The organism is Corynebacterium efficiens YS-314 (assembly GCF_000011305.1).
Classification (GTDB): Bacteria; Actinomycetota; Actinomycetes; order Mycobacteriales; family Mycobacteriaceae; genus Corynebacterium; species Corynebacterium efficiens.
This window is the reverse complement of record NC_004369.1, coordinates 1,789,351-1,813,358: the sequence shown is the minus strand read 5'-3', so window position 1 is coordinate 1,813,358 and position 24,008 is coordinate 1,789,351. Positions and strand designations below refer to the sequence as shown.

Sequence of the window (24,008 nt, the reverse complement as noted above, 5' to 3'; positions counted from 1 at the left end):
CCAGCCTGGGGACTAGAACGGTGGTTCATCATCCTGGCCTCCTGTCGTCTGGGTCGTCTCTTCGGTGGCTTCCGCTTTCGCAGCCGCCGCCCAGCGCTGACGGTGTTTGGTGCGGTACTGTGAGACCGTCTGCGCCCATCTCGCCCCCGTCGGTGTCAATGGCCCCTCCGGGACGGTCACCGCCCAGGTGCCATCAGCAAGGAGCCAGATGACGATCCCGGTGATCGGGTCCATGAAGTAGGTGATCCGGCCGTTGGTCTTGTCGTTGTGGTGGTGTCGGCACAGGCTGCACAGGTTGTGCACGCAGGTACCACCGCCATCCTCGTGGTTGACGCGGTGATCGCAGTCGCAGTTGATCGCCTTGGCGGTGCATCCCGGGAACCGGCAGGTTCCGTCGCGTCCCTTCACCGCAGCCTTGAGGGCATGACACGGATCATGACCGTTGAGGTGTTTATCCCTGGCTTTGTCCATGTCATGGGTCCGGGTGGCCCGGGCGGTCCATTTCTCCCCGGTGCAGGAATCAAGCCAGCCGATCCCACCGGCCCACACCGGGGCATCGGCGAGATCGGAGGCGGTGTAGAGATGCAGATCCACCGTGACGGTGGCCTTGCCGAGGATGAGGTCCACGAGGGCCTCGGCGGCGGTCTTCCCGGTGGCGTTGGCGTGGTTACGGATGGCGTCGTCGATGAGTGTGGCATCAACCGGGTCGAGGGTGGCCTGGAGATCGGTGGTGCCATCGGGGTTGGGCGAGATGTGGACCTCCTTGGTGCCCGGGGTGGTGTTGGTCGCCCGGGGATCATCGAGCATGTCCCGGATGGCCGCGATCTTGTTGGAGATGGCCCGGGCGGAGGGCAGGACCTGATTGGGTGTGGTCGGGGTGAGGTAGTCGGTGAGATGGTCATCGACTGTGGCCAGGTGGTCGGGGTTGAGACCGAACAGGGCGTTGCAGATGGCAATCAGGCGTTGGGTGTCGAGGTGGAACAGGTCATGCTGGAGGGCATGGAGGCCGGGTAGGTCCCGGAGTTGGTAGAGGGCCAGGATGATCTGGGTGACGCGGTTGCGGGTCAGGCCGGTGGAGATGGACAGTGTGGCCACGGTGTGTTCGAAGTCGGCGTCCTCATCGGGGAGGATCTGTTCCCAGGCCAGGTAGTCCGTCTGGCGGATGGTGGTCATGTGGACGGCCATGGGGTCGGTGGGGTTGTTGACGGTGTAGTAGTACGGTGTCGTGTCGGTGGTGACGGTGGTCATGGTGGTACCCCCTGCGGTGACCATGTTAGATCATTTGTTCTATTCCACCCTAGGTCACGGTCGGGACGCCGAGCCCCTTATTCGAACACTATTCGAACATGATTTCGAAAACTCTCACCTTGCCAGGCAGCCGCACCCTCAACTCCCACCGGGCGGGGTGGGGAAGTGTCCGGTCCGGGCGATAGGATGGTGGAACATCTCCCGGTGATCCCTGCGACAGTGGCCCGGGCGAATCCCGCACCCCACCTCTTATAAGGAGAACCATCTCAACCATGACCGTTCGTGACGTCAGAATCTTCGGCGATCCGGTATTGACCAGCAGGGCAGACGAGGTCGTTGACTTTGACGAGTCCCTGGCCACACTCATCGACGACATGTTCGATACCATGGAGGATGCCGGCGGCGTTGGCCTGGCCGCCAACCAGGTCGGCGTGCTGCGCCGCGTCTTCGTCTTCGACTGCAGTCATGTGGATGGTGGCCTGCGCGGTCATGTGGTCAACCCGGTGTGGGAGCCGATCGGGGAGGAGACCCAGACCGGCAAGGAGGGATGTCTGTCCATCCCGGATGTCTCGGCTGAGACCACCCGGTATGAAACCGTCAAGCTGTCCGGGCAGGACAGGGACGGCAATCCCATCGGTCTGGTGGCCTCCGGCCTGCTGTCGCGCTGCATCCAGCATGAGACCGATCACCTCGACGGGGTGCTCTTCCTCAAGCGCCTCGACCCGGCCGAACGCAAGGCCGCGATGGGTGTCATCCGTGCCTCCGACTGGTTCAACAAGTAAAGGACTCCCACCATGCGTCTAGTGTTCGCAGGCACCCCGGAACCGGCGGTTGTCGCGCTCCAGAAACTGATTGATTCCGAGCATGAGGTGGTCGCCGTTCTCACCCAGCCGGATGCCCGCCGCGGCCGCGGTCGCACACTGCACCCCTCGGCGGTCGCCGAGTTGGCACAGGCCCACGGTATTGAGGTGATCAAGCCCACCAGCCTCAAGGCGGATACCGGGGATGGCCGGCTGGTCCGGCAGCGCCTCGCGGAGTTGCAGCCCGACTGCCTCCCGGTGGTCGCCTTCGGCCAGCTCATCACCCGGGATCTCCTCGATGTCGCCCCGCACGGCTGGGTGAATCTCCACTTCTCCCTGCTGCCTGCCTGGCGTGGGGCCGCACCAGTCCAGGCTGCGATCCGTGCAGGTGACCAGCTCACCGGAGCCACCTGTTTCCGCATCGACGAGGGCCTGGACACCGGCGTGATCCTGTCCACGCTCGAGGAGACGATCCAGCCCACCGATACTGCCGATGACCTGCTCACCCGCCTGGCGTACGCCGGCGCTGACCTGCTGGTCGACACCATGACCGGCCTGGAGGCGGGCACGATCAGCCCCCGTGAGCAGACCGGTGAGGCGACCTACGCGCCCAAGATCACCACGGTGGACGCCCGCATCGACTGGACCGTCCCCGCCGAGGTGATCGACCGCCACATCCGCGCCCACACCCCGGGGCCGGGCGCCTGGACGATGCTTGACGACGCCCGCCTCAAGGTCGGCCCCCTCGTCACCGTGACCGACCTCCCGGACGTACCAACGCTTAACCCCGGCGCGCTCCACGCGACCAGGGACGCGGTGTATGTGGGAACCGGGAGCACCCCGGTGGCCCTGGGGCAGATCCAGCCCCCGGGGAAGAAGATGATGAATGCAGCAGACTGGGCCCGTGGTGTCCATCTCGATCAGGAAGCGAGTTTCGAATGAGCCTGGAGAAATCCGGGGGCTTCCGCTCCCGTACGCCCAAAGCCAAGAGCACACCGAAGAGTGTGTCCAGGGGCCAGCAGCAGAAGAAGGCCGGATCCAGATCCGGCCGCAACCCCCGTGCAGAGGTCCGGGAGGTGCGGGCACTGGGCGTCGACAAGCCCCGGGAGATCGCCTACGAGGTGCTCGACCGGGTGCGCACCGGCGATGCCTACGCCAACCTGGTGCTGCCCCGTCTGCTGACCAAGCAGAAGCTGGACACCCGGGACGCCGGGTTCGCCACCGAGATCACCTACGGCACCCTGCGCAATCTGGGGCTGCTGGATGCCGTGATCTCCTCGGCGGCCAACCGGCCGGTGAAGGACATCGACCCGGAGGTGCTCGATGTGCTGCGCATCGGCGCCTATCAGGTGCTGTTCACCCGCGTGGAGGATCACGCAGCCGTGGATACCACCGTGAAGATGGTCGGTGGGCTCAAGAAATTCAACGCCACCGGATTCGCCAATGCGGTCATGCGCACCATCACGCGCACCCCGGCGGAGCAGTGGTTGGACAAGCTCGAACCGGAGGGTGAGATCGCGCGCGTGGCGTTCCGCACCGCCCACCCGGAGTGGATTGCGCAGAGCTTCTCCCGTCTGCTGCCGGCCGAGGAACTGGAGGATGCCCTGGCCGCCGACTCCGAGCGCCCCGTGGTCCACCTGGTGGCACGCCCCGGCGAGATCAGCGCGGAGGAACTCGCCCTGATCACCGGCGGTGAGGAGGGGAGGTACTCCCCGTATGCCGTCTACCTCGAGGGTGGGGATCCGGGAGACATCGACCCCGTGCAGCAGGGTCTGGCGGCCGTGCAGGACGAGGGGTCCCAGCTCATCGCCCGCGCTCTGGTGGAGGCCCCGGTGGAGGGCGAAGATCATGGGCGTTGGCTTGACTTATGTGCCGGACCGGGTGGCAAGGCCGCCCTGGTGGGTGCGCTGGCACGCATGGACGGTGCCCGCGTGGACGCCGTCGAGGTCTCCGACCACCGGGCGAAACTGGTGGAACGCTCCGTGAGTGGTCTGCCCGTGAAGGTGCATGTCGGCGACGGCCGCACCATCAACCTCGACGACGGTTATGACCGCGCGCTGGTGGATGCCCCCTGTTCCGGACTCGGTGCCCTGCGTCGTCGCCCGGAGGCCCGCTGGCGCAAGCAGGAATCCGATATCGCACCCCTGAACACCCTGCAGTACGAACTGCTGGAATCCGCCATCAACCGGGTACGTCCCGGCGGTGTCGTGGTCTACTCCACCTGCTCCCCGGACCTGCGGGAGACCCGAGAGGTGGTGGACCGTGCCCTGGCCGCCCTGCCCATCGAGGAACTGGACGCCGCCGCGTTCATGCCCGGCATGGACAACACCGGTGAGGGGAAATCCGTGCAGATGTGGCCACACCGCCACGGCACGGACGCCATGTTCGTGGCCATCCTGCGGAAGCGGTGAAGCGGTGGGGCTATGATCTGAAGGTATGGCTCAACAGCGCAAACCCATCATCGCCCCATCCATCCTGGCCGCCGATTACGCCCGCCTCGGCGAGGAGATCGCAGCGGTTCCCGACGCCGACTGGATCCACGTCGACATCATGGACGGCCACTTCGTCCCCAACTTAAGTTTCGGTTATGACGTGACCAGGGCCGTTCACCGTGTCACGGACAAACCCCTGGATGTCCACCTCATGATCGAGAACCCCGAGAAGTGGGTCGATCACTACATCGACGCCGGCGCGGCGTGTGTCATTTTCCACGTCGAGGCCACCGACAAGCACGTGGAACTGGCCCAGCACATCCGTTCCAAGGGCGTGCGCGCCGGGTTCTCCCTGCGTCCGGGCACCCCGATCGAGGACTACCTGGATGACCTCGAGCACTTCGACGAGGTCATCGTCATGAGCGTGGAACCCGGCTTCGGTGGCCAGAGCTTCATGCCGGATCAGCTGGACAAGGTCCGCACCCTGCGCCGCGTCATCGACGAGCGCGGACTGGACATCATCATCGAGATCGACGGTGGCATCTCCGCCACGACCATCGAACAGGCCGCCGAGGCGGGTGTGGATGCCTACGTCGCCGGTTCCGCGGTATTCGGCGCCGATGAGCCGAACGCCGCTGTGCAGGAACTCCGCGCACTGGCCTCGAAGTAGACCACATGAGTCCCGAGGAGGCCCTCCAGCTGGCCATCGAGGCATCCGAGGAGGTCGTCGGTACCACCAGCCCGAACCCGCCGGTCGGTGCCGTCATCCTGGATGCCGACGGTGAGCTCGCCGGCATCGGTGCCACGCAACCACCCGGTGGAGCCCACGCCGAGGTCATGGCGCTGGCCGCCGCGGGCCCGCGTGCCCGGGGCGGCACCGCGGTGGTCACCCTCGAACCGTGCAACCACACCGGGCGCACCGGCCCCTGCTCGCAGGCGCTTATCGACGCCGGGATAGCCAGGGTCTTCTACGCCAACCCCGATCCCTTCCCGCAGGCCGCCGGAGGGGCCGACCACCTGAGGCAGGCGGGCGTCGACACGCATCTTCTGGGTCTCCCCGTTCCCACGCTCAGCCCGTGGCTGCGGGCCACGAAGCTCGGCCGACCACACATCACCCTCAAATTCGCCGGCACCCTCGACGGTTTCGCCGCCGCCACCGACGGCACCAGCCAGTGGATCACCGGTGAGACCGCCCGGGCCCATGTGCACGCCGACCGTACCCGGCGCGACGCCATCATCGTCGGCACCGGCACCGCGCTGACCGACAACCCCTCCCTGACCGCCCGGGGACCAGCCGGGTTGTATGACCACCAGCCACGTCGCGTGGTCATCGGACGGCGACCCGTTCCCGCCGGATCCAACCTGGACCGCCTGGGGTTCGAGCAGTACCCCGGAATAGACGAGGCCCTGGCAGCGCTGTGGGAATCAGGATGCCGGGATGTCCTTCTGGAGGGCGGACCCACCCTGGCCGGCGCTATGCTGCGCGCGGGCCTCATCGATGCGATCCGGGCCTATGTGGCCCCCGCGATCCTGGGTGCGGGCCGATCCGTGCTCAGCTGGGATGGCGGGACCACCATCTCCGACATCACACGTTTTACCACCACCGCCGTGCACCGCCTCGGCGATGATGTGCTGATTGACATGACTCGAAAGGACCACTAGATGTTCACTGGCATTGTTGAGGAGCTCGGCTCCGTCTCCGGCGTGGAGAACCTGGGCGACTCCGTCCGGCTCACCATCGCCGCCACCCGGGTGCTGGAGGACGTCAACCTCGGGGACTCCATCTCAGTCAACGGTGTGTGCCTGACTGTCGCCACCTTTGAGGAGGGACACTTCACCGCCGACTGCATGCAGGAAACCCTCGACCGCAGTTCGCTGGGTTCGCTGACCGTGGGCAGCCCGGTCAACCTGGAACGCGCCATGGCCGCCAACGGCCGCCTCGGCGGGCACATCATGCAGGGCCATGTCGACGGCACCACCACGCTGCTGTCCCGGGAGAGTTCCGAGAACTGGGATGTGCTGCGTTTCGCCCTGCCCGCCGACCTGGCGCGCTACGTCGTGGAGAAGGGATCCATCGCCCTCAACGGCACCTCCCTGACCGTGTCCTCCCTGGGGGAGGACTGGTTCGAGGTGTCCCTCATCCCCACCACCCTGCGCGAGACCACCCACGGTCACCTGCAGGTAGGCGATGTGGTCAACATCGAGGTGGATGTGATCGCCAAGTACGTCGAACGCATGATGACAGGCCCTGGCGCATCTGTCACCACAGGGGAGAACTAAGGTTGATGACTGTGACCGAGAACGCCGTGACTGAGAACGCCGCACAGAACATCCAGCTGGACACAGTGGAGGAAGCCATCGCCGAGATCGCCGCCGGCCGGGCGGTGGTTGTTGTCGATGATGAGAACCGGGAGAACGAAGGCGATATCATCTTCGCCGCCGAACTCGCCACCCCGGAGCTGGTGGCCTTCATGGTCCGTTACTCCTCCGGTTATATCTGCACGCCGATGACCTCAGAGGACGCGGACCGCCTGGACCTGCCGCCGATGACCGCGCACAACCAGGATGCCCGCGGCACCGCCTACACCGTGACCGTGGACGCCAACACCGGATCCACCGGTATCTCCGCAACCGACCGTGCGCACACCATCCGGCTGCTCGCCGACCCCAACTCCGACCGCACCGACTTCACCCGGCCCGGACACGTGGTGCCCCTGCGCGCCCGCGAGGGCGGTGTCCTCGTGCGCGCCGGGCACACCGAGGCCGCGGTGGACCTGGCACGGGCCGCCGGTCTGCGCCCCGCCGGTGTGATCTGTGAGGTGGTCAGTGAGGAGGACCCCACCGGCATGGCCCGGCTCCCGGAGCTGCGCCGGTTCTGTGACACCCACGGTCTCAAGCTGATCTCCATTGAGCAGCTCATCGCCTGGCGACGCCAGAACGAGATCCTCGTCGAGCGTGTCGTGGAGACGAAACTCCCCACCGAGATCGGGGAGTTCACCGCGGTGGGTTACCGCTCCAAGGTGGATGGCACCGAACTCATGGCCATCGTCGAGGGTGACCCATCCTCCGATGGTGGGGAGAACGTCCTGGTCCGGGTCCATTCCGAATGCCTCACCGGTGATGTCTTCGGCTCCCGCCGCTGTGACTGCGGGCAGCAGCTCAACGAATCCCTGCGCATGATCCATGAGGCAGGTCGCGGCGTGGTGGTCTACATGCGCGGACATGAGGGCCGCGGCATCGGCCTGCTGGCCAAGCTGCGCGCCTACCAGCTTCAGGATGAGGGTGCCGACACCGTCGATGCCAACCTTTCCCTCGGACTGCCGGCGGATGCCCGGGAATTCGGCACCGGGGCGCAGATCCTCTACGACCTGGGTGTGCGCTCCATCAACCTGATGAGCAACAACCCCACCAAGCGCATGGGACTGGAGGGCCACGGCATCTCCATCGCCGGCCGGACCCCCATCCCTGTTCAGGTGCATGAGGACAATATCCGTTACCTGCGCACCAAACGCGACCGCATGGGGCACATCCTGCCCGCGATCGATGAATGGGACGCGGCCCACGGTAACACCGACAAGACGACCTAGGAGCTCAGTATGGCCAAAGAAGGACTGCCCGAGATCACCCTGCCCGATGCCACGGGACTCCGTGTCGCCGTGGTGACCGCCCGGTGGAACGCGGAGATCTGCGACCGCCTGCATGACCACGCCGTCACCGCGGGACGCGCCGCCGGGGCAGAGGTCAGTGAATACCGTGTGGTCGGTGCCCTGGAACTGCCCGTGGTGGTCCAGGAACTCGCCCGCACCCACGATGCGGTGGTGGCCCTGGGATGCGTCATCCGCGGTGGCACCCCCCACTTCGACTACGTATGCGACTCGGTGACTGAAGGCCTGACCCGTATCGCGCTCGACACCTCCACCCCGATCGGCAATGGTGTGCTGACCACCAACACCGAGGAGCAGGCGATCGAACGTTCCGGTGCGGAGGGCTCTGTGGAGGACAAGGGCGCCGAGGCCATGGTGGCCGCGCTCGATACCGCGCTGGTGCTTTCCCGGATTCGTGCCGACAGGGGGTAGACTGTCTTCCAGAAACCCCACGCAGGAACTGAAATGAAGGATTTGTGAAACAGTGACGACCAACGCTCCTGACGGCGCAACGGAGGATCGAAACAACGTGGATGGGACCACCCCTCAGGCCGGCAGTGGGCAGACGACACGGCTCAGCGATGAGGAGCTGCAGCTCTACACCGCAGCCTACGCGGGAACCACCACCGATAAACCGTGGCGTCTGGTGGTCACCTCGAAGACGATGAAACAGCTGGCCTGGATCATCGTCGTGGTGGTTATGGCGGTCCACATCTTCATGGGTGCCGTGGTGGATGTCGATTTCACCGGTGCCGCCGTCTCCTTCATTGACACCCTGGCCTTCCCCGGTGTCGGTGTACTGCTGTCCGTCCTGGCCTACATCGGTTTCACCCGTGCCCGGGTCCGCGCCAATGAGGACGGTGTTGAGGTCCGCAACTTCATCGGCACCCGTTTCTACCCCTGGGCTGTCATCTACGGCATGTCCTTCCCGAAGGGTGCCCGCGTGGCACGCCTGGAGCTCCCGGATTTCGAGTTCGTCCCCATGTGGGCGTTCCAGGCCCGCGATGGTGAGTCGGTCGTGCGTGCCGTGGCTGAATTCCGTGAACTCGAGAACAAGTACATGCCGGAGGACTAGCGTCACCCATGGCCGACCCGACCACCTACCGCCCGGCGCCCGGGACCATTCCCACGGAGCCGGGCGTTTATAAATTCCGCGATGATGCCCGCCGTGTCATCTACGTGGGCAAGGCGAAAAACCTCCGCGCCCGCCTGTCCAATTATTTCCAGGATGTCACCCAACTGCATCCCCGCACACGGCAGATGGTCTTCGCCGCATCCTCGGTGGAGTGGACCGTGGTCGGCAGCGAGGTGGAGGCACTCCAGCTCGAATACACCTGGATCAAACGTTTCGATCCCCGGTTCAACGTCAAGTACCGCGATGACAAGTCCTATCCCATGCTGGCGGTGTCCACCGGCGAGCGGTTCCCACGGGCCTTCTTCTACCGCGGTCCCCGCCGTAAGGGGGTGCGCTACTACGGGCCGTACTCCCATGCCTGGGCGGTGCGTGAAACCCTCGATCTGCTCATCCGGGTTTTTCCCATGCGCACCTGCTCCAAGGGTGTGTTCAACCGTCACGAGAACCTGGGCAGGCCGTGTCTGCTGGGATATATCGATAAGTGCGCCGCGCCCTGTGTGGGCAGGGTGAGCGAGGAGGAACACCGGGAGATCGTCGAGGGTTTCTGTTCCTTCATGTCGGGGCACACCGACAAGGTGACCCGCGAACTCACCGCCGAGATGATGGCAGCCTCGGAGGAGCTCGACTTCGAACGGGCAGCTCGTCTGCGCGATGATCTCGGCGCCATCAACAAGGTGATGGAGAAGCAGGCCGTGGTCCTCGGTGACGGAACCGATGCCGACATCATCGCCTTCGCCACCGATGAACTGGAGGCCGCCGTGCAGATCTTCCATGTCCGCGGCGGACGCATCCGTGGCCAGCGTGGCTGGGTCGTGGAGAAGACCGGTGACTGGGACCTCCCCGACGACTCCGATGCTGAGGGACCGGATCCCGCACTGCCACACCTCATGCAGCACTTCCTCGTGCAGTTCTATGGTGATGCCGTGGAGCGTGCGGAATCCGAGGCCGCCGAGGATGCCGAACACATTGAGCGCAGGGGAGTGGACCAGTACCGCGAGGCCACCCCGGCCGTGGTCCCGCGCGAGATCCTGGTCCAGGTGGAGCCCCACGAGGCGCAGGAAACCCGCAAAGTACTCGAGGAGCTCCGTGGCGCTGGTGTGGATCTGCGGGTTCCCCAGCGCGGGGACAAGCGTTCCCTCATGGAAACGGTGGAGAAGAACGCCCGGGAACAGCTCAAACAGCACAAGATCAAGCGGGTGGGGGACCTCACCGCCCGCTCGGCGGCACTGCAGGATATCCAGGAGGCCCTGGATATGGAACAGGCCCCCCTGCGTATCGAATGCACCGACATCTCCCATATCCAGGGCACAGATGTGGTGGCCTCCCTTGTGGTCTTCGAGGATGGGTTGCCCCGCAAGTCCGATTACCGCCGCTACCGCATCAAGGAGGCAGCCGGTGATGGACATTCCAATGATGTCGCATCCATCGCCGAGGTGACCCGGCGACGTTTCCTGCGGCATCACCGCGACAAGCTCGCCGTTCCGGAGGAACTCGACGACGCCACCTTCTCCGATGAGAAGGTCGAGGAGATGTCCACGGACAACAGGCGGTTCGCCTACCCGCCACAGTTGTTCATCGTCGATGGTGGTGCACCCCAGGTCGCGGCTGCCCAGGAGGTCTTCGATGAGTTGGGCATCGTCGATGTCACCCTGGTGGGTCTGGCCAAGCGGCTGGAGGAGATCTGGCTGCCCGGTGATCCCGATCCGGTGATCCTGCCACGTAACTCCCCAGCGCTGTTCCTGCTCCAGCAGGTCCGCGACGAGGCACACCGCTTCGCCATCACCTACCACCGCCAGCAGCGATCCAAACGGATGCGGGTCTCAGAACTCGATGACATCAGGGGTCTCGGCCAGGCGCGTCGCACCGAACTGGTGAAGCACTTCGGTTCGGTGGCACGGTTGAGGGAGGCCACCGTTGGGGACATTGCCGGGGTGAGGGGTTTCGGGCCCAAACTGGCACAGAGTGTCTTCGAGGCACTGCACCCGCCGGAATGATGTGTGGCTGACCATGGCCTGACTAGTATGTAGGACATGAACCAAACCCCTGGCTCAACGGTGCCTGAAACTGCGACCCCGGTCACGTCCCCTGCTTCGTCTCCCTCCGCCCCTGAAACCACCTTCACCCCGGTTATCATCACGGGGATGTCCGGCGCGGGTCTCAGCACCGCGGCCCGGGTTCTGGAGGACCTGGGGTGGTTTGTCACCCACAACCTGCCACCTCAGATGATCCTGCCCCTGGTGGAGATGTGTGCCCGCGAGGACTCCCCGGTGGATAAGGTCGCCGTGGTCTGTGATGTGCGTTCCCGGGAGTTCCGGGGTGGTCTGCGTGAAACCATCACCGAGCTGGAGGAGAAGAACCTGGCCCCCACGGTACTGTTCCTGGATGCCCGCGATGATGAGCTCATCCGCCGCTTCGACAATGTGCGACGCACCCATCCCCTCCAGGGCAGTCAGACCCTCCAGGTCGGTATCGAGCGCGAACGGCAGATGCTCTCGGATCTCAAGGAGGAGGCCGATGTGGTCATCGACACCTCAGAGTTGTCCGTCCATGACCTGCGTCGTGCCATTGAATCGTCCTTCCGCACGATCGCCAAGCGTGTCCAGCATGTCACCATTGAGTCCTTCGGCTTCAAACACGGTTCCCCACGTGATGCCGATTTCATCATCGACGCGCGTTTCCTCCCCAACCCGTTCTGGGTTCCCGAGCTGCGGCCCTTCCGGGGTGTGGACAAGCCGGTTTCCGACTATGTGCTCAGCCAGAAGGGGGCGGGGGAATTCCTCGACAACTTCATCGCCATGCTCGACGACATGCTGCCCGGTTACCGCCATGAGGGGAAGAACTTCATCACCGTGGGCATCGGCTGCACCGGTGGCCACCACCGTTCGGTGGCAGTATCCGAGGAACTGGCCCGCCGTCTGGGCGAGCGCCCAGACCTGGATGTGTCCGTGGTGCACCGCGACATCAATCGTAACTAGGCGGTGCAGGCACCCTCATGACCTTTCTGTCCGGCATTCCCAACCCCACCTCTGAAATGGCTTCCCTCTTGACTTCCGACGATCTCGCCCCGACCCCCGCCTGCACTGCGGACCACCCGCATACCATCACTAGTCTCGGGGGTGGTCACGGGCTCTTCCAGACGCTGCGGGCGGTACGCAACTGTGGTCCGGAGAGGATCAATGCGGTGGTGACGGTGGCGGATGACGGTGGGTCCTCGGGACGAATCCGACACGAGCTGGGGCAGATCCCACCGGGGGATCTGAGGATGGCACTGGCTGCACTGACCACTGATGACGAGGACGGGATGCTGTGGGAGGGCCTCCTCCAGCACCGCTTCGGGGGACATGGTGCCCTGGCGGGCCATGCCCTGGGCAACCTGCTCATTGTTGCGCTGACCGATATTTTCGGCACCTCACAACTCGCGCTGGACAAGGTCGCTGAGCTGGCGGGTTCCCGGGGACGGGTTCTCCCGGTCTGTGTGGAACCACTGGATCTCGAGGCTGAGGTCTCGGGTCTGGATCAGGATCCGCGTCTGATCCGACAGGTCCGCGGCCAGGTTGCAGTGGCGGCAACCCCCGGGCAGGTACGCCGGGTCCGTTTGATCCCCGAGCGTCCTGAAGCCAACCCCGAGGCGGTGCAGGCCATCCTGGATGCGGATCTGGTGACTCTCGGACCGGGTTCCTGGTTCTCCTCCGTGATTCCCCATATCCTTGTGCCCGACGTGGTCGAGGCCCTCGACCAGACTGATGCGGTCAAGATTCTAGTCTTGAACCTGACCGCCGAGCCGGGCGAAACCAACGGTTTCTCTGCCGAGCGCCACATCCATGTTCTGCGGCAGCATGCCACCAACCTCAAAGTCGACCATGTCATCGTTGATTCCGGCACGGTCACCCTGACCTCCGAACGCGACCACATCGCCAGGACAGCGAAAACCCTCGGAGCGGAGGTCAGTTTCCAGGATGTCCGCGCCGAGGATGGCCGTGGGCGGTTCACCAGTGTCCACGATCCCTCCAAACTGTGTGATGCACTGATGAAACGGTATGCGGAGATCACGGCGCGCAGGTAGGCCCCGGCCCAGTCCACTAGGCTGAAGGGTCAGGAATTTTTCAACCGTGGGGGAGGGTGGCACGTATCGCCCTCTGTAGCGGTTCAAGGAAGGTTGACTTTGTCACTGACAACTGACATCAAGGATGAATTGGCAAGGGTCTCGGTGACCCGTCAGAGTGCGAAGGCAGCGGAGGTCTCCGCCCTGCTGCGTTTCGCCGGTGAGATGCAGGCGATCGCAGGACGGCTGGTCATAGAGGTCAACCTCGATAGCATGGCGGTTGCCCGACGGCTCCAGGAGTTCATCAGCCAGCTGTATGACACCGATGTGCAGGTGCACACGGTCACTCCCGGTGGCGCACGGAAAAACCCGAAGTATCTGGTCCGCATCGTGCACAACGCCGATGAGGTGGCCCGCAGGGCCGGGTTGGTGACCAGGTCGGGGCATCTCATCCGGGGGTTGTCGCCCCAGGTTATCTCCGGCACGATCAGTGAGGCGGAGGCGGCATGGCGTGGGGCGTTCCTGGCAGGTGGTTCCCTCACAGATCCAGGCAGATCCTCCGCGCTGGAGGTGGTATGCCCGTGCCAGGAGGCGGCGCTCGCGCTGGTGGGATGCGCCCGCAGAATCGGTGTTACCGCCAAGACGAAGGACTCCCGCGGGTCCGAGCGGGTTGTGGTCAGGGATGCGGAGGCCATCGGCGCTCTGCTCACGCGGATCGGTGCGCAGAAGTCCCGCATTGTCTGGGAGGAGAAGCGCCTGTCCCGGGAGGTCCGTACCCCGGCCAACCGTCTGGCCAACTTCGATGATGCCAATCTCCGCAGATCGGCGCGCGCGGCGGTGGCTGCGGCGGCCCGGGTGGAACGGGCGATGAAGATCCTCGGTGATGACGTTCCTGAACACCTCGCGGAAGCCGGGCAGCTCAGGGTCCAGCACCGCCAGGCATCCCTGGAGGAGCTCGGCCGCCTCGCCGATCCCCAGATGACCAAGGATGCGGTCGCCGGTCGTATCCGTAGACTGCTGACGACGGCGGACAAGCGCGCCCGTGATCTCGGCATCCCCGACACCACGGTTGCGGTGACGGAAGAGCTTCTCGACGAGTTGTAGATCCCGTTCCATGCCCCGCTGAAACGACACGCGGTGATCGGGGGAGGGGGATTAGTTTCATGATATAAGGTGATTTGCATCACAATGGTGGAACCCTGTGGCGTGGACTTCCATGGCCTATGGTCTGACCATTGTCAGCCCTGTGTGGGGGTGAAGTCGGCGTGAGTCCGGGTGGATGTTTCACGAACGCTCACCCGGGGCGAGGGAAAGGTGGGATGCCACCCCTGATCGGGCGGGCTGGAATTTCTGATCATGTCCGTTCATGCAGAAAAGCCCTGCGGGAATTGCCGGATGGCGTTAAAATCGTGGTTAGGTTAACGCGCCACAGACTGGGCAACGAAACCAATATCGGTAGATTCAGATGTTAGGTAAGTCTCAAGTTTCCACGAGTGAACCTGATGGCCGGTGCCTGCGACACCGGTGAGTTTGAATCTTTGAACAATGTAACTTCCCCACCATTTCATGAGGAGCAACAATATGACGATTCGTGTTGGTATCAACGGTTTTGGCCGTATCGGACGTAACTTCTACCGCGCGGTTCTCGAGCGCAGCGATGATCTCGAGATTGTTGCTGTCAACGACCTGACTGACAACAAGACCCTGTCGACCCTCCTGAAGTTCGACTCCATCCTCGGACGTCTCTCCGAAGAGGTCGAGTACGATGACGAGTCCATCACCGTCGGAGGCAACCGCATCGCCGTCTACGCTGAGCGCGACCCCAAGAACCTCGACTGGGCTGCCCACAACGTTGATATCGTTATCGAGTCCACCGGTTTCTTCACCGATGCCCAGGCAGCCAAGGCGCACATCGATGCCGGCGCCAAGAAGGTCATCATCTCCGCACCGGCATCCAACGAGGATGCGACCTTCGTCTACGGTGTCAACCACCAGGACTACGACCCGGAGAACCACCACGTCATCTCCGGCGCATCCTGCACCACCAACTGCCTCGCGCCGATCGCCAAGGTGCTCAACGACAAGTTCGGCATCGAGAACGGCCTGATGACCACCATCCACGCCTACACCGGTGACCAGCGCCTCCACGATGCTCCCCACAAGGATCTGCGTCGTGCCCGTGCTGCAGCAGTCAACATCGTCCCGACCTCCACCGGTGCAGCCAAGGCTGTCGCCCTGGTTCTGCCCGAGCTTAAGGGCAAGCTGGACGGTTACGCACTCCGCGTCCCGGTCATCACCGGTTCCGCCACCGACCTGACCTTCACCACCAACTCCGACGTCACTGTCGAGTCCATCAATGCAGCCATCAAGGAAGCCGCCACCGGCGAGCTGGCTGAGACCCTGGCCTACACCGAGGAGCCGATCGTCTCCACCGATATCGTCACCGACTCCCACGGTTCCATCTTCGACGCAGGCCTGACCAAGGTCTCCGGCAACACCGTCAAGGTGGTCTCCTGGTACGACAACGAGTGGGGCTACACCTGCCAGCTGCTTCGTCTGACCGAGCTGGTTGCCTCCAAGATCTAGCCCAAATCCTTGAAGCCACAGTTCGCTCGGACTGAACCCAGTGCCCGGTCCTGCGGCTGACCCTCTGACCCGGGGTGTGCCTCGGCACACCCCGGGTCATTTCCGTGTCGGCTTCACTACAATCTAGATACGACTGCGCGGGCACGAGACGCATTCCACCCCAGTCCACCCCAGTCCACCCCAGTCCACCCCACTGAACTTCACCAAACAAAACCCAAGGAGTACGGCATGGCTGTAAAGACCCTCAAGGATCTGCTCGACGAAGGCGTCGACGGACGTCACGTCATCGTTCGTTCGGACTTCAACGTCCCCCTCAACGATGATCGTGAAATCACCGACAAGGGCCGCATCATCGCCTCCCTGCCCACCCTGAAGGCACTGACCGAAGCCGGCGCCAAGGTCATCGTCATGTCCCACCTCGGCCGCCCCAAGGGTGAGGTCAACGAGAAGTACTCCCTCGCCCCGGTGGCTGAGGCACTGTCCGACGAGCTCGGTCAGTACGTGGCGCTGGCAGCCGATGTCGTCGGCGAAGACGCCCATGAGCGTGCAAACGGCCTGACCGAGGGCGATATCCTCCTGCTGGAGAACGTACGCTTCGATCCACGTGAGACCTCCAAGGATGAGGCTGAGCGCGGTGCGTTCGCCGATGAACTCGCAGCCCTGGCCGCCGACAACGGTGCCTTTGTCTCCGATGGTTTCGGCGTGGTCCACCGTGCACAGACCTCGGTCTACGACATCGCCAAGCGCCTGCCACACTACGCCGGCAGACTGGTGGAGAACGAGATCTCTGTGCTGGAGAAGATCGCCGAGAACCCCGAGGCACCGTACACCGTCGTGCTCGGCGGCTCCAAGGTCTCCGACAAGCTCGGTGTCATCGAGGCGCTGGCCTCCAAGGCCGATTCCATCATCATCGGTGGCGGCATGTGCTACACCTTCCTCAAGGCCCAGGGACACGATGTCCAGAAATCCATGCTCCAGGATGAGATGATCGACACCTGCAAGGATCTCCTCGAGCGCTTCGGCGACAAGATCGTCCTTCCCGTTGATCTCACCTGGGCCTCCGAGTTCGCCAAGGATGCTGAGAAGAAGGTCACCGACCTGGATTCCGCACCGGAGGGGTGGCTCTCCCTCGACATCGGACCGAAGTCCGTCGAGAAGTTCGCCGACGTCCTCGGTGCCTCCAAGACCATCTTCTGGAACGGCCCCATGGGTGTCTTCGAGTTCGAGGCCTTCTCCGACGGCACCCGTGGTGTTGCCCAGGCGATCATCGACGCCACCGCCAATAACGGGGCGTTCTCCGTTGTCGGCGGCGGTGACTCCGCAGCATCTGTCCGTGTGCTCGGCCTGGATGAGGAGGGCTTCTCCCACATCTCCACCGGTGGCGGTGCCTCCCTCGAATTCCTCGAGGGCAAGGAACTGCCGGGCGTGGCGATCCTCAAGGACTAACCCCACCCATCCGCTCAAGTTTTCTCCCCCTAGAAGGAAGGTGTGTCACCCATGGCACGTAAACCACTCATCGCCGGTAACTGGAAGATGAACCTGGATCACCAGCAGGCCATCGGAACGGTCCAGAAGCTCGCATTCGCCCTGCACAAGGACTACTACGAGAAGGTCGACGTGGCGGTGATCGTCCCCTTTACCGATCTGCGCTCCGTCCAGACCCTGGTGGAGGGTGACAAGCTGCAGATCACCTACGGTGCGCAGGATGTCTCCCAGCACGAGTCCGGTGCCTACACCGGTGAGGTGTCCGCCTCCATGCTGGCGAAGCTGAACTGTTCCTGGGTTGTCGTCGGGCATTCCGAGCGACGCGAGTACCACAATGAAACCGATGAGCTCGTGGCGGCGAAGGCCAAGGCTGCGCTCAGCAAGGGCATCAGCCCGATCGTCTGTGTCGGCGAGCCACTTGAGATCCGCGAGGCGGGAACCCATGTGGACTACGTGGTCGAGCAGACCCGCGCATCCCTCGCCGGTCTGAGTGCCGATGAGCTGGCCAACACTGTCATCGCCTACGAGCCCGTCTGGGCCATCGGAACCGGTAAGGTCGCCTCCGCAGCCGACGCGCAGGAGGTCTGCAAGGCCATCCGCGGCCTGGTCACCGAGCTCGCCGGCGAGGAGGTCGCAGAAGGAATGCGCATTCTCTACGGTGGCTCCGTGAAGGCGGAGACCATCGCCGAGATCGTCAGCCAGCCCGATGTGGATGGTGGCCTCGTAGGTGGGGCCTCCCTCGATGGTGAGGCTTTCGCCAAACTCGCCGCGAATGCGGCCAACGCCGTCTAGACACCGGAAACAGCCAACCCTGCCCGCCGAGATCAACCTAAGCCAGGAGAATCCGGCGGGCGGTTTCTACTTCTACAGGAGCTGAACCCCACCGTGAATGAACTTCTCCGTGACGATATCCGTTATCTCGGCCGGATCCTGGGCGAGGTGATCTCCGAGCAGGAGGGCCACCATGTCTTCGAACTGGTTGAACGCGCCCGCCGGACCTCCTTCGACATCGCCAAGGGACGCGCGGAGATGGACAGTCTGGTGGAGGTGTTCGCTGGCATCGACCCGGAGGACGCCACGCCCGTGGCCCGAGCCTTCACCCATTTCGCCCTGTTGGCCAACCTCGCGGAGGATTTGCATGACGCAGCCCAGCGGGAACAGGCCCTGAACTCGGGTGAGCCCGCGCCGGACAGCACCCTCGAGGCCACCTGGGTGAAACTGGATGATGCCGGGGTGGGCAGCGGTGAGGTCGCCGCGGTGATCCGCAATGCGCTCGTCGCCCCGGTGCTCACCGCGCACCCGACGGAAACCCGACGTCGTACCGTGTTCGACGCGCAGAAGCACATCACCGCCCTGATGGAGGAACGCCACCTCCTCCTGGCGCTGCCCACGCATGCCCGGACCCAGTCCAAGCTGGATGACATCGAGCGCAACATCCGGCGACGGATCACGATCCTGTGGCAGACGGCCCTCATCCGTGTGGCCCGTCCCCGCATCGAGGATGAGGTCGAGGTTGGACTGCGCTACTACAAGCTCAGCCTGTTGGCCGAGATCCCCCGCATCAATCATGATGTGACCGTGGAACTGGCCCGGCGTTTCGGCGGGGATATCCCCACCACGGCGATGGTCAGGCCGGGATCCTGGATCGGCGGGGACCATGATGGCAACCCCTTCGTCACCGCGGAGACTGTCACCTACGCCACCCATCGGGCCGCGGAGACCGTGCTCAAGTACTACGTCAAGCAACTGCACGCCCTGGAACACGAACTCAGTCTCTCCGACCGGATGAACGTCATCAGCGATGAGCTGCGTGTGCTTGCCGATGCCGGCCAGAATGACATGCCCAGCCGGGTTGATGAACCCTACCGGCGGGCCATCCACGGCATGCGTGGCCGGATGCTGGCCACCACGGCCGCCCTGATCGGTGAGGAGGCGGTCGAGGGCACCTGGTTCAAGACCTTCACGCCCTATACCGATACCCACGAGTTCAAACGCGACCTCGATATCGTGGATGGTTCCCTGAGAATGTCCCGGGATGACATCATCGCCGATGACCGTCTGGCCATGCTGCGCTCGGCCCTGGACAGCTTCGGGTTCAACCTCTACTCCCTGGATCTGCGCCAGAATTCCGACGGTTTCGAGGATGTCCTCACCGAATTGTTCGCCACCGCCCAGACCGAGAAGAACTACCGCGGGTTGACGGAGGCGGAGAAGCTGGACCTGCTGATCCGCGAACTGAGCACACCCCGCCCGCTCATCCCGCACGGGGACCCGGACTACTCCGAGGCCACCAACCGTGAACTGGGGATTTTTTCGAAGGCCGCGGAGGCCGTGCGTAAATTCGGTCCTCTCATGGTGCCGCACTGCATCATCTCCATGGCCTCTTCCGTCACGGACATCCTCGAACCGATGGTGCTGCTCAAGGAGTTCGGTCTGATCCGGGCCAACGGGAAGAACCCGACGGGCAGCGTCGACGTGATCCCGCTGTTCGAGACGATCGATGACCTCCAGCGTGGCGCGGGCATCCTGGAGGAATTGTGGGACATCGACCTCTACCGCAATTACCTTGAGCAGCGGGACAACGTCCAGGAGGTCATGCTGGGGTATTCCGACTCCAACAAGGACGGCGGGTACTTCGCCGCCAACTGGGCGCTTTACGACGCGGAGTTACGCCTGGTCGAACTATGCCGGGGCCGTAATGTCAAGCTCCGTCTCTTCCACGGTCGTGGTGGCACGGTGGGTCGTGGCGGTGGCCCCTCCTATGATGCGATCCTGGCCCAGCCCAAGGGCGCGGTCCGGGGTGCGGTGCGGGTGACTGAACAGGGCGAGATCATCTCCGCGAAGTACGGTAACCCGGATACGGCACGCCGCAACCTTGAGGCCCTGGTGTCCGCGACGCTGGAGGCATCGCTTCTGGATGATGTGGAACTGCCCAATCGGGAACGCGCGCACCAGATCATGGGGGAGATCTCGGAGTTGAGCTTCCGCAGGTACTCATCACTGGTCCATGAGGATCCCGGATTCATCCAGTACTTCACCCAGTCCACCCCCCTGCAGGAGATCGGATCCCTCAACATCGGTTCCCGACCCTCCTCACGTAAACAGACCAACACGGTGGAGGATCTGCGTGCCATCCCGTGGGTGCTCAGCTGGTCCCAGTCCCGTGTCATGCTGCCGGGCTGGTTCGGTGTGGGTACCGCACTGCGTGAGTGGATCGGTGAGGGGGAGGGGGCTGCGGAGCGCATCGCGGAGCTGCAGGAACTCAACCGGTGCTGGCCGTTCTTCACCTCGGTGCTGGACAACATGGCCCAGGTGATGAGCAAGGCGGAACTGCGCCTGGCCAGGTTGTACGCCGATCTCATCCCGGATCGCGAGGTGGCGGACCGGATCTATGAGACCATCTTCGGGGAGTATTTCCTGACCAAGGAGATGTTCTGCACCATCACCGGTTCCCAGGACCTGCTCGATGACAACCCGGCGCTGGCGCGATCGGTGCGCAGTCGGTTCCCGTACCTGCTGCCGCTCAATGTCATCCAGGTGGAGATGATGCGCCGGTACCGGTCCGGTGATGAGGGCACGGCTGTCCCACGTAATATCCGCCTGACCATGAATGGATTGTCCACGGCCCTGCGCAACTCGGGTTAGGGCGCCAGACGCCCCGGGAACCCGCACCCTGTGTATACTGTCTAAAGTTGCCCGGTGTCATCCGGGCGTGATGGATAGACAACTTAACGGCAAAGGATTCTCCCCACATGGCACTGACGCTTCAAATCGTCCTCGTTCTCGCCAGCGTGCTCATGACGGTCTTCGTCCTGCTGCACAAGGGTAAGGGCGGAGGTCTGTCAAGCCTCTTCGGTGGTGGCGTCCAGTCCAACCTCTCCGGTTCCACGGTGGTGGAGAAGAACCTGGACCGCGTCACCATCCTGACCGCAGTCATCTGGTTGATCTGCATTGTCGCGCTCAACCTCATCCAGGCGTACTCCTAGCACCTGATCTTTCAAGGCCTGCCCTTCGGGGCAGGCCTTTTTTGCATTCTCCAGGTGATGTCCATCACCCACCGGTTTTAAACTATTGACCGATAGAAACACCTGCACTAGGTTATCTGTTATGCAATAGAAAATAGTGCATCCGGTAACCGACCCCCTCCCTGAAAGGCCGACAAATGGACCCCTCAGATCTCGCTTGGATTCTCGCAGCTTTCGCATTGGTCAGCCTCATGTTCCCCGGGTTGGCCCTGCTCTACGGTGGAATGCTCGGCGGACACCAGGTGCTCAACACCCTCATGATGGTCATGGGTGCCCTCGCGGTGACCTGCCTCGTGTACGTCACCTACGGCCACGGCCTGGTGATGGGCAACTCGATCGGTGGCCTCGGCATCATCGGTAATCCCCTCGACCACCTCGGCTTCCACGACATCATGGCTGACGACGGGGCCGGTGGACTGATGTGGGCTGGTTTCTACGTCCTCTTCGCCGCCATCTCACTGGCTCTGGTGGCCTCGGGTGCGGCGGGCCGCATGAAGTTCGGGGCCTGGATGGTCTTCGGTGCCATCTGGCTCACCCTCGTCTACGCCCCGCTCGCACACTGGGTCTTCGGCGGCGGTTGGATGATCACCGCACTCGGCTTCCATGACTTCGCCGGCGGCACCGCCATCCACATGAACGCCGGCGCCTCGGGCCTGGCACTGGCTCTGGTGCTCGGACGTCGCCACAGCATGGCGGTGCGACCCCACAGCCTGCCGATGACACTGCTCGGCGCCGGGATGATCATGGTCGGCTGGTTCGGTTTCAACGGCGGCACCGCCGGGGGAGCGAACTTCCTGGCCAGCTATGTGGTCGTCACCACGCTCCTGGCCACCGGTGGAGGCATGCTCGGCTTCATCCTCATCGAACGCATCCGGGAGGGACGCTCCACCCTGCTGGGCCTGGCCACCGGCATCATCGCCGGGCTGGTCGCCATCACCCCGGCAGCCGACGCGGTCAGCCCGGTGGGTGCCCTGATCACCGGGTTCCTCGGATCCGCCGTGGCCGCCTGGGTCATCTCCTGGAAACGCACCCACCGCATCGACGACACCCTCGATGTCTTCGCCGTCCACGGCATGGCCGGCGTGGCCGGAGCACTGTTCGTCATGCTCCTGGGCTCACCCGATGCTCCGGCGGGACTGGCCGGCGTGCTCCGTGGCGGGGAGCTGTCCCTGCTCTGGCGTGAACCACTGGCCATCATCATCACCCTCGGCTACGCCTTCGGCATGACCTGGCTCATCGCCACCGTGATGAACCGGATCACCCCGATCCGTATCGCGTCCGAGGACGAGTACACCGGCATCGACACAGCCATCCACGCCGAATCTGCCTACAGCCTCACCCCGGTGGGCATGGCCAGCCGCACCAACCCGGAGACCCGCATCCCCGAGGAGACCGCACCCGCTGACCGGGCGGGCGTCGCAAAGCGCAACACAGACCAGAAAGAAGACGCACGATGATCAACTTCCTCTTCCTCAATGAAACCGACATGATCGACGCGGGTGTCGCCGACATCGCCTCCTGCGTGGACGTCATGGAGGAGACCCTCGTGCTCCTCGCGCAGGGTGACTACCGGATGGCCGGCCAGAACGCCAACTCCCACGGCGCCATGATCACCTTCCCAGCCAACCCCGCCTTCGACAGCATGCCCGCCGACGGCCCCGACCGCCGCTTCATGGCCATGCCCGCCTACTTGGGCGGTCGCTTCAACAACACCGGGGTCAAGTGGTACGGCTCCAACGCGGCCAACCGCACCCGCGGCCTGCCCCGGTCCATCCACACCTTCGTGCTCAACGACACCGACACCGGCGCGCCGAAGGCCATCATGTCCGCCAACCTGCTCTCCGCCTACCGCACCGGCGCGGTTCCCGGGGTCGGGGTCAAACACCTCGCCGTCGAGCACGCCAGCACCCTCGCGGTCATCGGCCCCGGCGTCATGGCGCGCACCATCACCGAAGCCTGCATGGCACTGCGCAGCGGGATCACCACCATCACGGTCAAGGGACGCAGCGCCGGGGGAGTGGCGGCCTTCACCGACTGGGTCCACGCCCGCTGGCCACACGTCACAGTGACGGCTGCACCCACCGTGGAGAAGGCGGTGGACGGGGCGGACATCGTCATCGCCGCCACCACCACCGACGCCGCGGGCTCCTCCGCCTTCCCGTATCTCCGCCGGGACTGGCTCGCACCCGGTGCGCTCCTGCTCCTGCCGGCGGCCGCGCGTTTCGACGACAGCTTCCTCACCGGCGACGCCCGCCTCGTCGTCGACTACATGGGGCTTTACGACGCCTGGGCCGAGGAATACGGCGACCGGGCGTACCAGCTGCTCGGCATCCCCGGCACCCACTGGCATGACCTCATACGCGCCGGGAAGCTCGATCAGGGCAGGGTCCGTCAGATGGGTGACATCTGCGAGGGCATCATGCCCGCCCGCCTCAACAATGAGGAGATCATCCTCTATTCGGTCGGTGGCATGCCGGTGGAGGATGTCGCCTGGGCCACCCAGGTCTATGAGAACGCGCTGATCAAAGGCATCGGCACCACCGTCAACCTGTGGGATAAACCCGCACTGGTGTGAGGTGGATGACACGTGGGGTATTTCACATGCAGGGAA

At 64.1% G+C, this 24,008-nt stretch carries 21 protein-coding genes; 20 read left to right on the top strand and 1 reads right to left on the bottom strand.

Annotation, left to right across the window (positions count from 1 at the left end; translation table 11 throughout):
* Window positions 1–12 precede the first annotated feature (12 nt).
* Window positions 13–1,272, bottom strand: coding sequence for an HNH endonuclease signature motif containing protein (locus CE_RS08570; RefSeq protein WP_006767721.1), 1,260 nt, complete (start codon window positions 1,270–1,272; stop codon window positions 13–15).
* Window positions 1,273–1,520: 248 nt separating this feature from the next.
* Here CE_RS08570 and def point away from each other — a divergent pair, with 248 nt between their 5' ends.
* The 20 genes from def to CE_RS08470 all read left to right on the top strand — a co-directional run bounded on the left by def (window position 1,521) and on the right by CE_RS08470 (window position 23,972).
* Window positions 1,521–2,030 (top strand): peptide deformylase, encoded by a 510-nt coding sequence (gene def, locus CE_RS08565; RefSeq protein ID WP_006767720.1) that lies wholly within the window; start codon window positions 1,521–1,523, stop codon window positions 2,028–2,030.
* 12 nt (window positions 2,031–2,042) lie between these two features.
* On the top strand, window positions 2,043–2,990 hold the full coding sequence (fmt, locus tag CE_RS08560; RefSeq protein ID WP_006767719.1) for a methionyl-tRNA formyltransferase: 948 nt from the start codon (window positions 2,043–2,045) through the stop codon (window positions 2,988–2,990).
* Entirely contained in the window at window positions 2,987–4,459 is a 1,473-nt protein-coding gene (locus tag CE_RS08555; protein WP_006767718.1) for an RsmB/NOP family class I SAM-dependent RNA methyltransferase, read from the top strand. The genes fmt and CE_RS08555 overlap by 4 nt, the downstream gene beginning before the upstream one ends.
* Window positions 4,460–4,484: 25 nt before the next feature.
* On the top strand, window positions 4,485–5,150 hold the full coding sequence (rpe, locus tag CE_RS08550) for a ribulose-phosphate 3-epimerase (protein ID WP_006767717.1): 666 nt from the start codon (window positions 4,485–4,487) through the stop codon (window positions 5,148–5,150).
* Between the two features lie 5 nt (window positions 5,151–5,155).
* On the top strand, window positions 5,156–6,142 hold the full coding sequence (ribD, locus tag CE_RS08545; protein WP_011075574.1) for a bifunctional diaminohydroxyphosphoribosylaminopyrimidine deaminase/5-amino-6-(5-phosphoribosylamino)uracil reductase RibD: 987 nt from the start codon (window positions 5,156–5,158) through the stop codon (window positions 6,140–6,142).
* Window positions 6,143–6,760 (top strand): riboflavin synthase, encoded by a 618-nt coding sequence (locus CE_RS08540; RefSeq protein WP_006770538.1) that lies wholly within the window; start codon window positions 6,143–6,145, stop codon window positions 6,758–6,760.
* A gap of 5 nt (window positions 6,761–6,765) precedes the next feature.
* Complete coding sequence (locus CE_RS08535) at window positions 6,766–8,067, top strand: bifunctional 3,4-dihydroxy-2-butanone-4-phosphate synthase/GTP cyclohydrolase II (protein ID WP_049783617.1); 1,302 nt, start codon at window positions 6,766–6,768, stop codon at window positions 8,065–8,067.
* 9 nt (window positions 8,068–8,076) lie between these two features.
* Window positions 8,077–8,556 (top strand): 6,7-dimethyl-8-ribityllumazine synthase, encoded by a 480-nt coding sequence (gene ribH / locus CE_RS08530; RefSeq protein WP_006767714.1) that lies wholly within the window; start codon window positions 8,077–8,079, stop codon window positions 8,554–8,556.
* A gap of 52 nt (window positions 8,557–8,608) precedes the next feature.
* The gene (locus CE_RS08525; RefSeq protein ID WP_006767713.1) at window positions 8,609–9,199 is read left to right on the top strand and encodes a PH domain-containing protein; all 591 of its coding nucleotides are present in this window, start codon (window positions 8,609–8,611) and stop codon (window positions 9,197–9,199) included.
* An 8-nt stretch (window positions 9,200–9,207) separates the two neighbouring features.
* A complete protein-coding gene (gene uvrC, locus CE_RS08520) occupies window positions 9,208–11,253 on the top strand; it encodes an excinuclease ABC subunit UvrC (protein ID WP_006767712.1) in 2,046 nt (681 codons plus the stop codon).
* Between the two features lie 36 nt (window positions 11,254–11,289).
* Window positions 11,290–12,234, top strand: coding sequence for an RNase adapter RapZ (gene rapZ, locus CE_RS08515; protein WP_011075572.1), 945 nt, complete (start codon window positions 11,290–11,292; stop codon window positions 12,232–12,234).
* A 17-nt stretch (window positions 12,235–12,251) separates the two neighbouring features.
* The gene (gene yvcK, locus CE_RS08510) at window positions 12,252–13,322 is read left to right on the top strand and encodes a gluconeogenesis factor YvcK family protein (protein WP_006767710.1); all 1,071 of its coding nucleotides are present in this window, start codon (window positions 12,252–12,254) and stop codon (window positions 13,320–13,322) included.
* A gap of 99 nt (window positions 13,323–13,421) precedes the next feature.
* Window positions 13,422–14,405: a DNA-binding protein WhiA gene (whiA, locus tag CE_RS08505; RefSeq protein WP_143758448.1), complete on the top strand. Its 984-nt coding sequence runs from the start codon at window positions 13,422–13,424 to the stop codon at window positions 14,403–14,405.
* A gap of 477 nt (window positions 14,406–14,882) precedes the next feature.
* Window positions 14,883–15,887, top strand: coding sequence for a type I glyceraldehyde-3-phosphate dehydrogenase (gap, locus tag CE_RS08500; protein WP_011075570.1), 1,005 nt, complete (start codon window positions 14,883–14,885; stop codon window positions 15,885–15,887).
* A 228-nt stretch (window positions 15,888–16,115) separates the two neighbouring features.
* Window positions 16,116–17,333 (top strand): phosphoglycerate kinase, encoded by a 1,218-nt coding sequence (gene pgk / locus CE_RS08495; RefSeq protein WP_006767706.1) that lies wholly within the window; start codon window positions 16,116–16,118, stop codon window positions 17,331–17,333.
* A gap of 51 nt (window positions 17,334–17,384) precedes the next feature.
* Window positions 17,385–18,164 carry a triose-phosphate isomerase gene (gene tpiA, locus CE_RS08490; protein WP_006767705.1) on the top strand — a complete coding sequence of 260 codons (780 nt, stop codon included), beginning with the start codon at window positions 17,385–17,387 and terminating at the stop codon, window positions 18,162–18,164.
* Window positions 18,165–18,257: 93 nt separating this feature from the next.
* A complete protein-coding gene (ppc, locus tag CE_RS08485) occupies window positions 18,258–21,017 on the top strand; it encodes a phosphoenolpyruvate carboxylase (protein WP_006767704.1) in 2,760 nt (919 codons plus the stop codon).
* Window positions 21,018–21,124: 107 nt separating this feature from the next.
* Entirely contained in the window at window positions 21,125–21,358 is a 234-nt protein-coding gene (gene secG / locus CE_RS08480) for a preprotein translocase subunit SecG (protein WP_006767703.1), read from the top strand.
* A gap of 176 nt (window positions 21,359–21,534) precedes the next feature.
* Window positions 21,535–22,854: an ammonium transporter gene (locus CE_RS08475; protein ID WP_006767702.1), complete on the top strand. Its 1,320-nt coding sequence runs from the start codon at window positions 21,535–21,537 to the stop codon at window positions 22,852–22,854.
* Window positions 22,851–23,972, top strand: a complete 1,122-nt coding sequence (locus CE_RS08470; RefSeq protein WP_006767701.1) for a tyramine oxidase subunit B — start codon at window positions 22,851–22,853, stop codon at window positions 23,970–23,972. Before CE_RS08475 ends, CE_RS08470 begins: the two co-directional genes overlap by 4 nt.
* The last annotated feature ends 36 nt before the right edge of the window (window positions 23,973–24,008 follow it).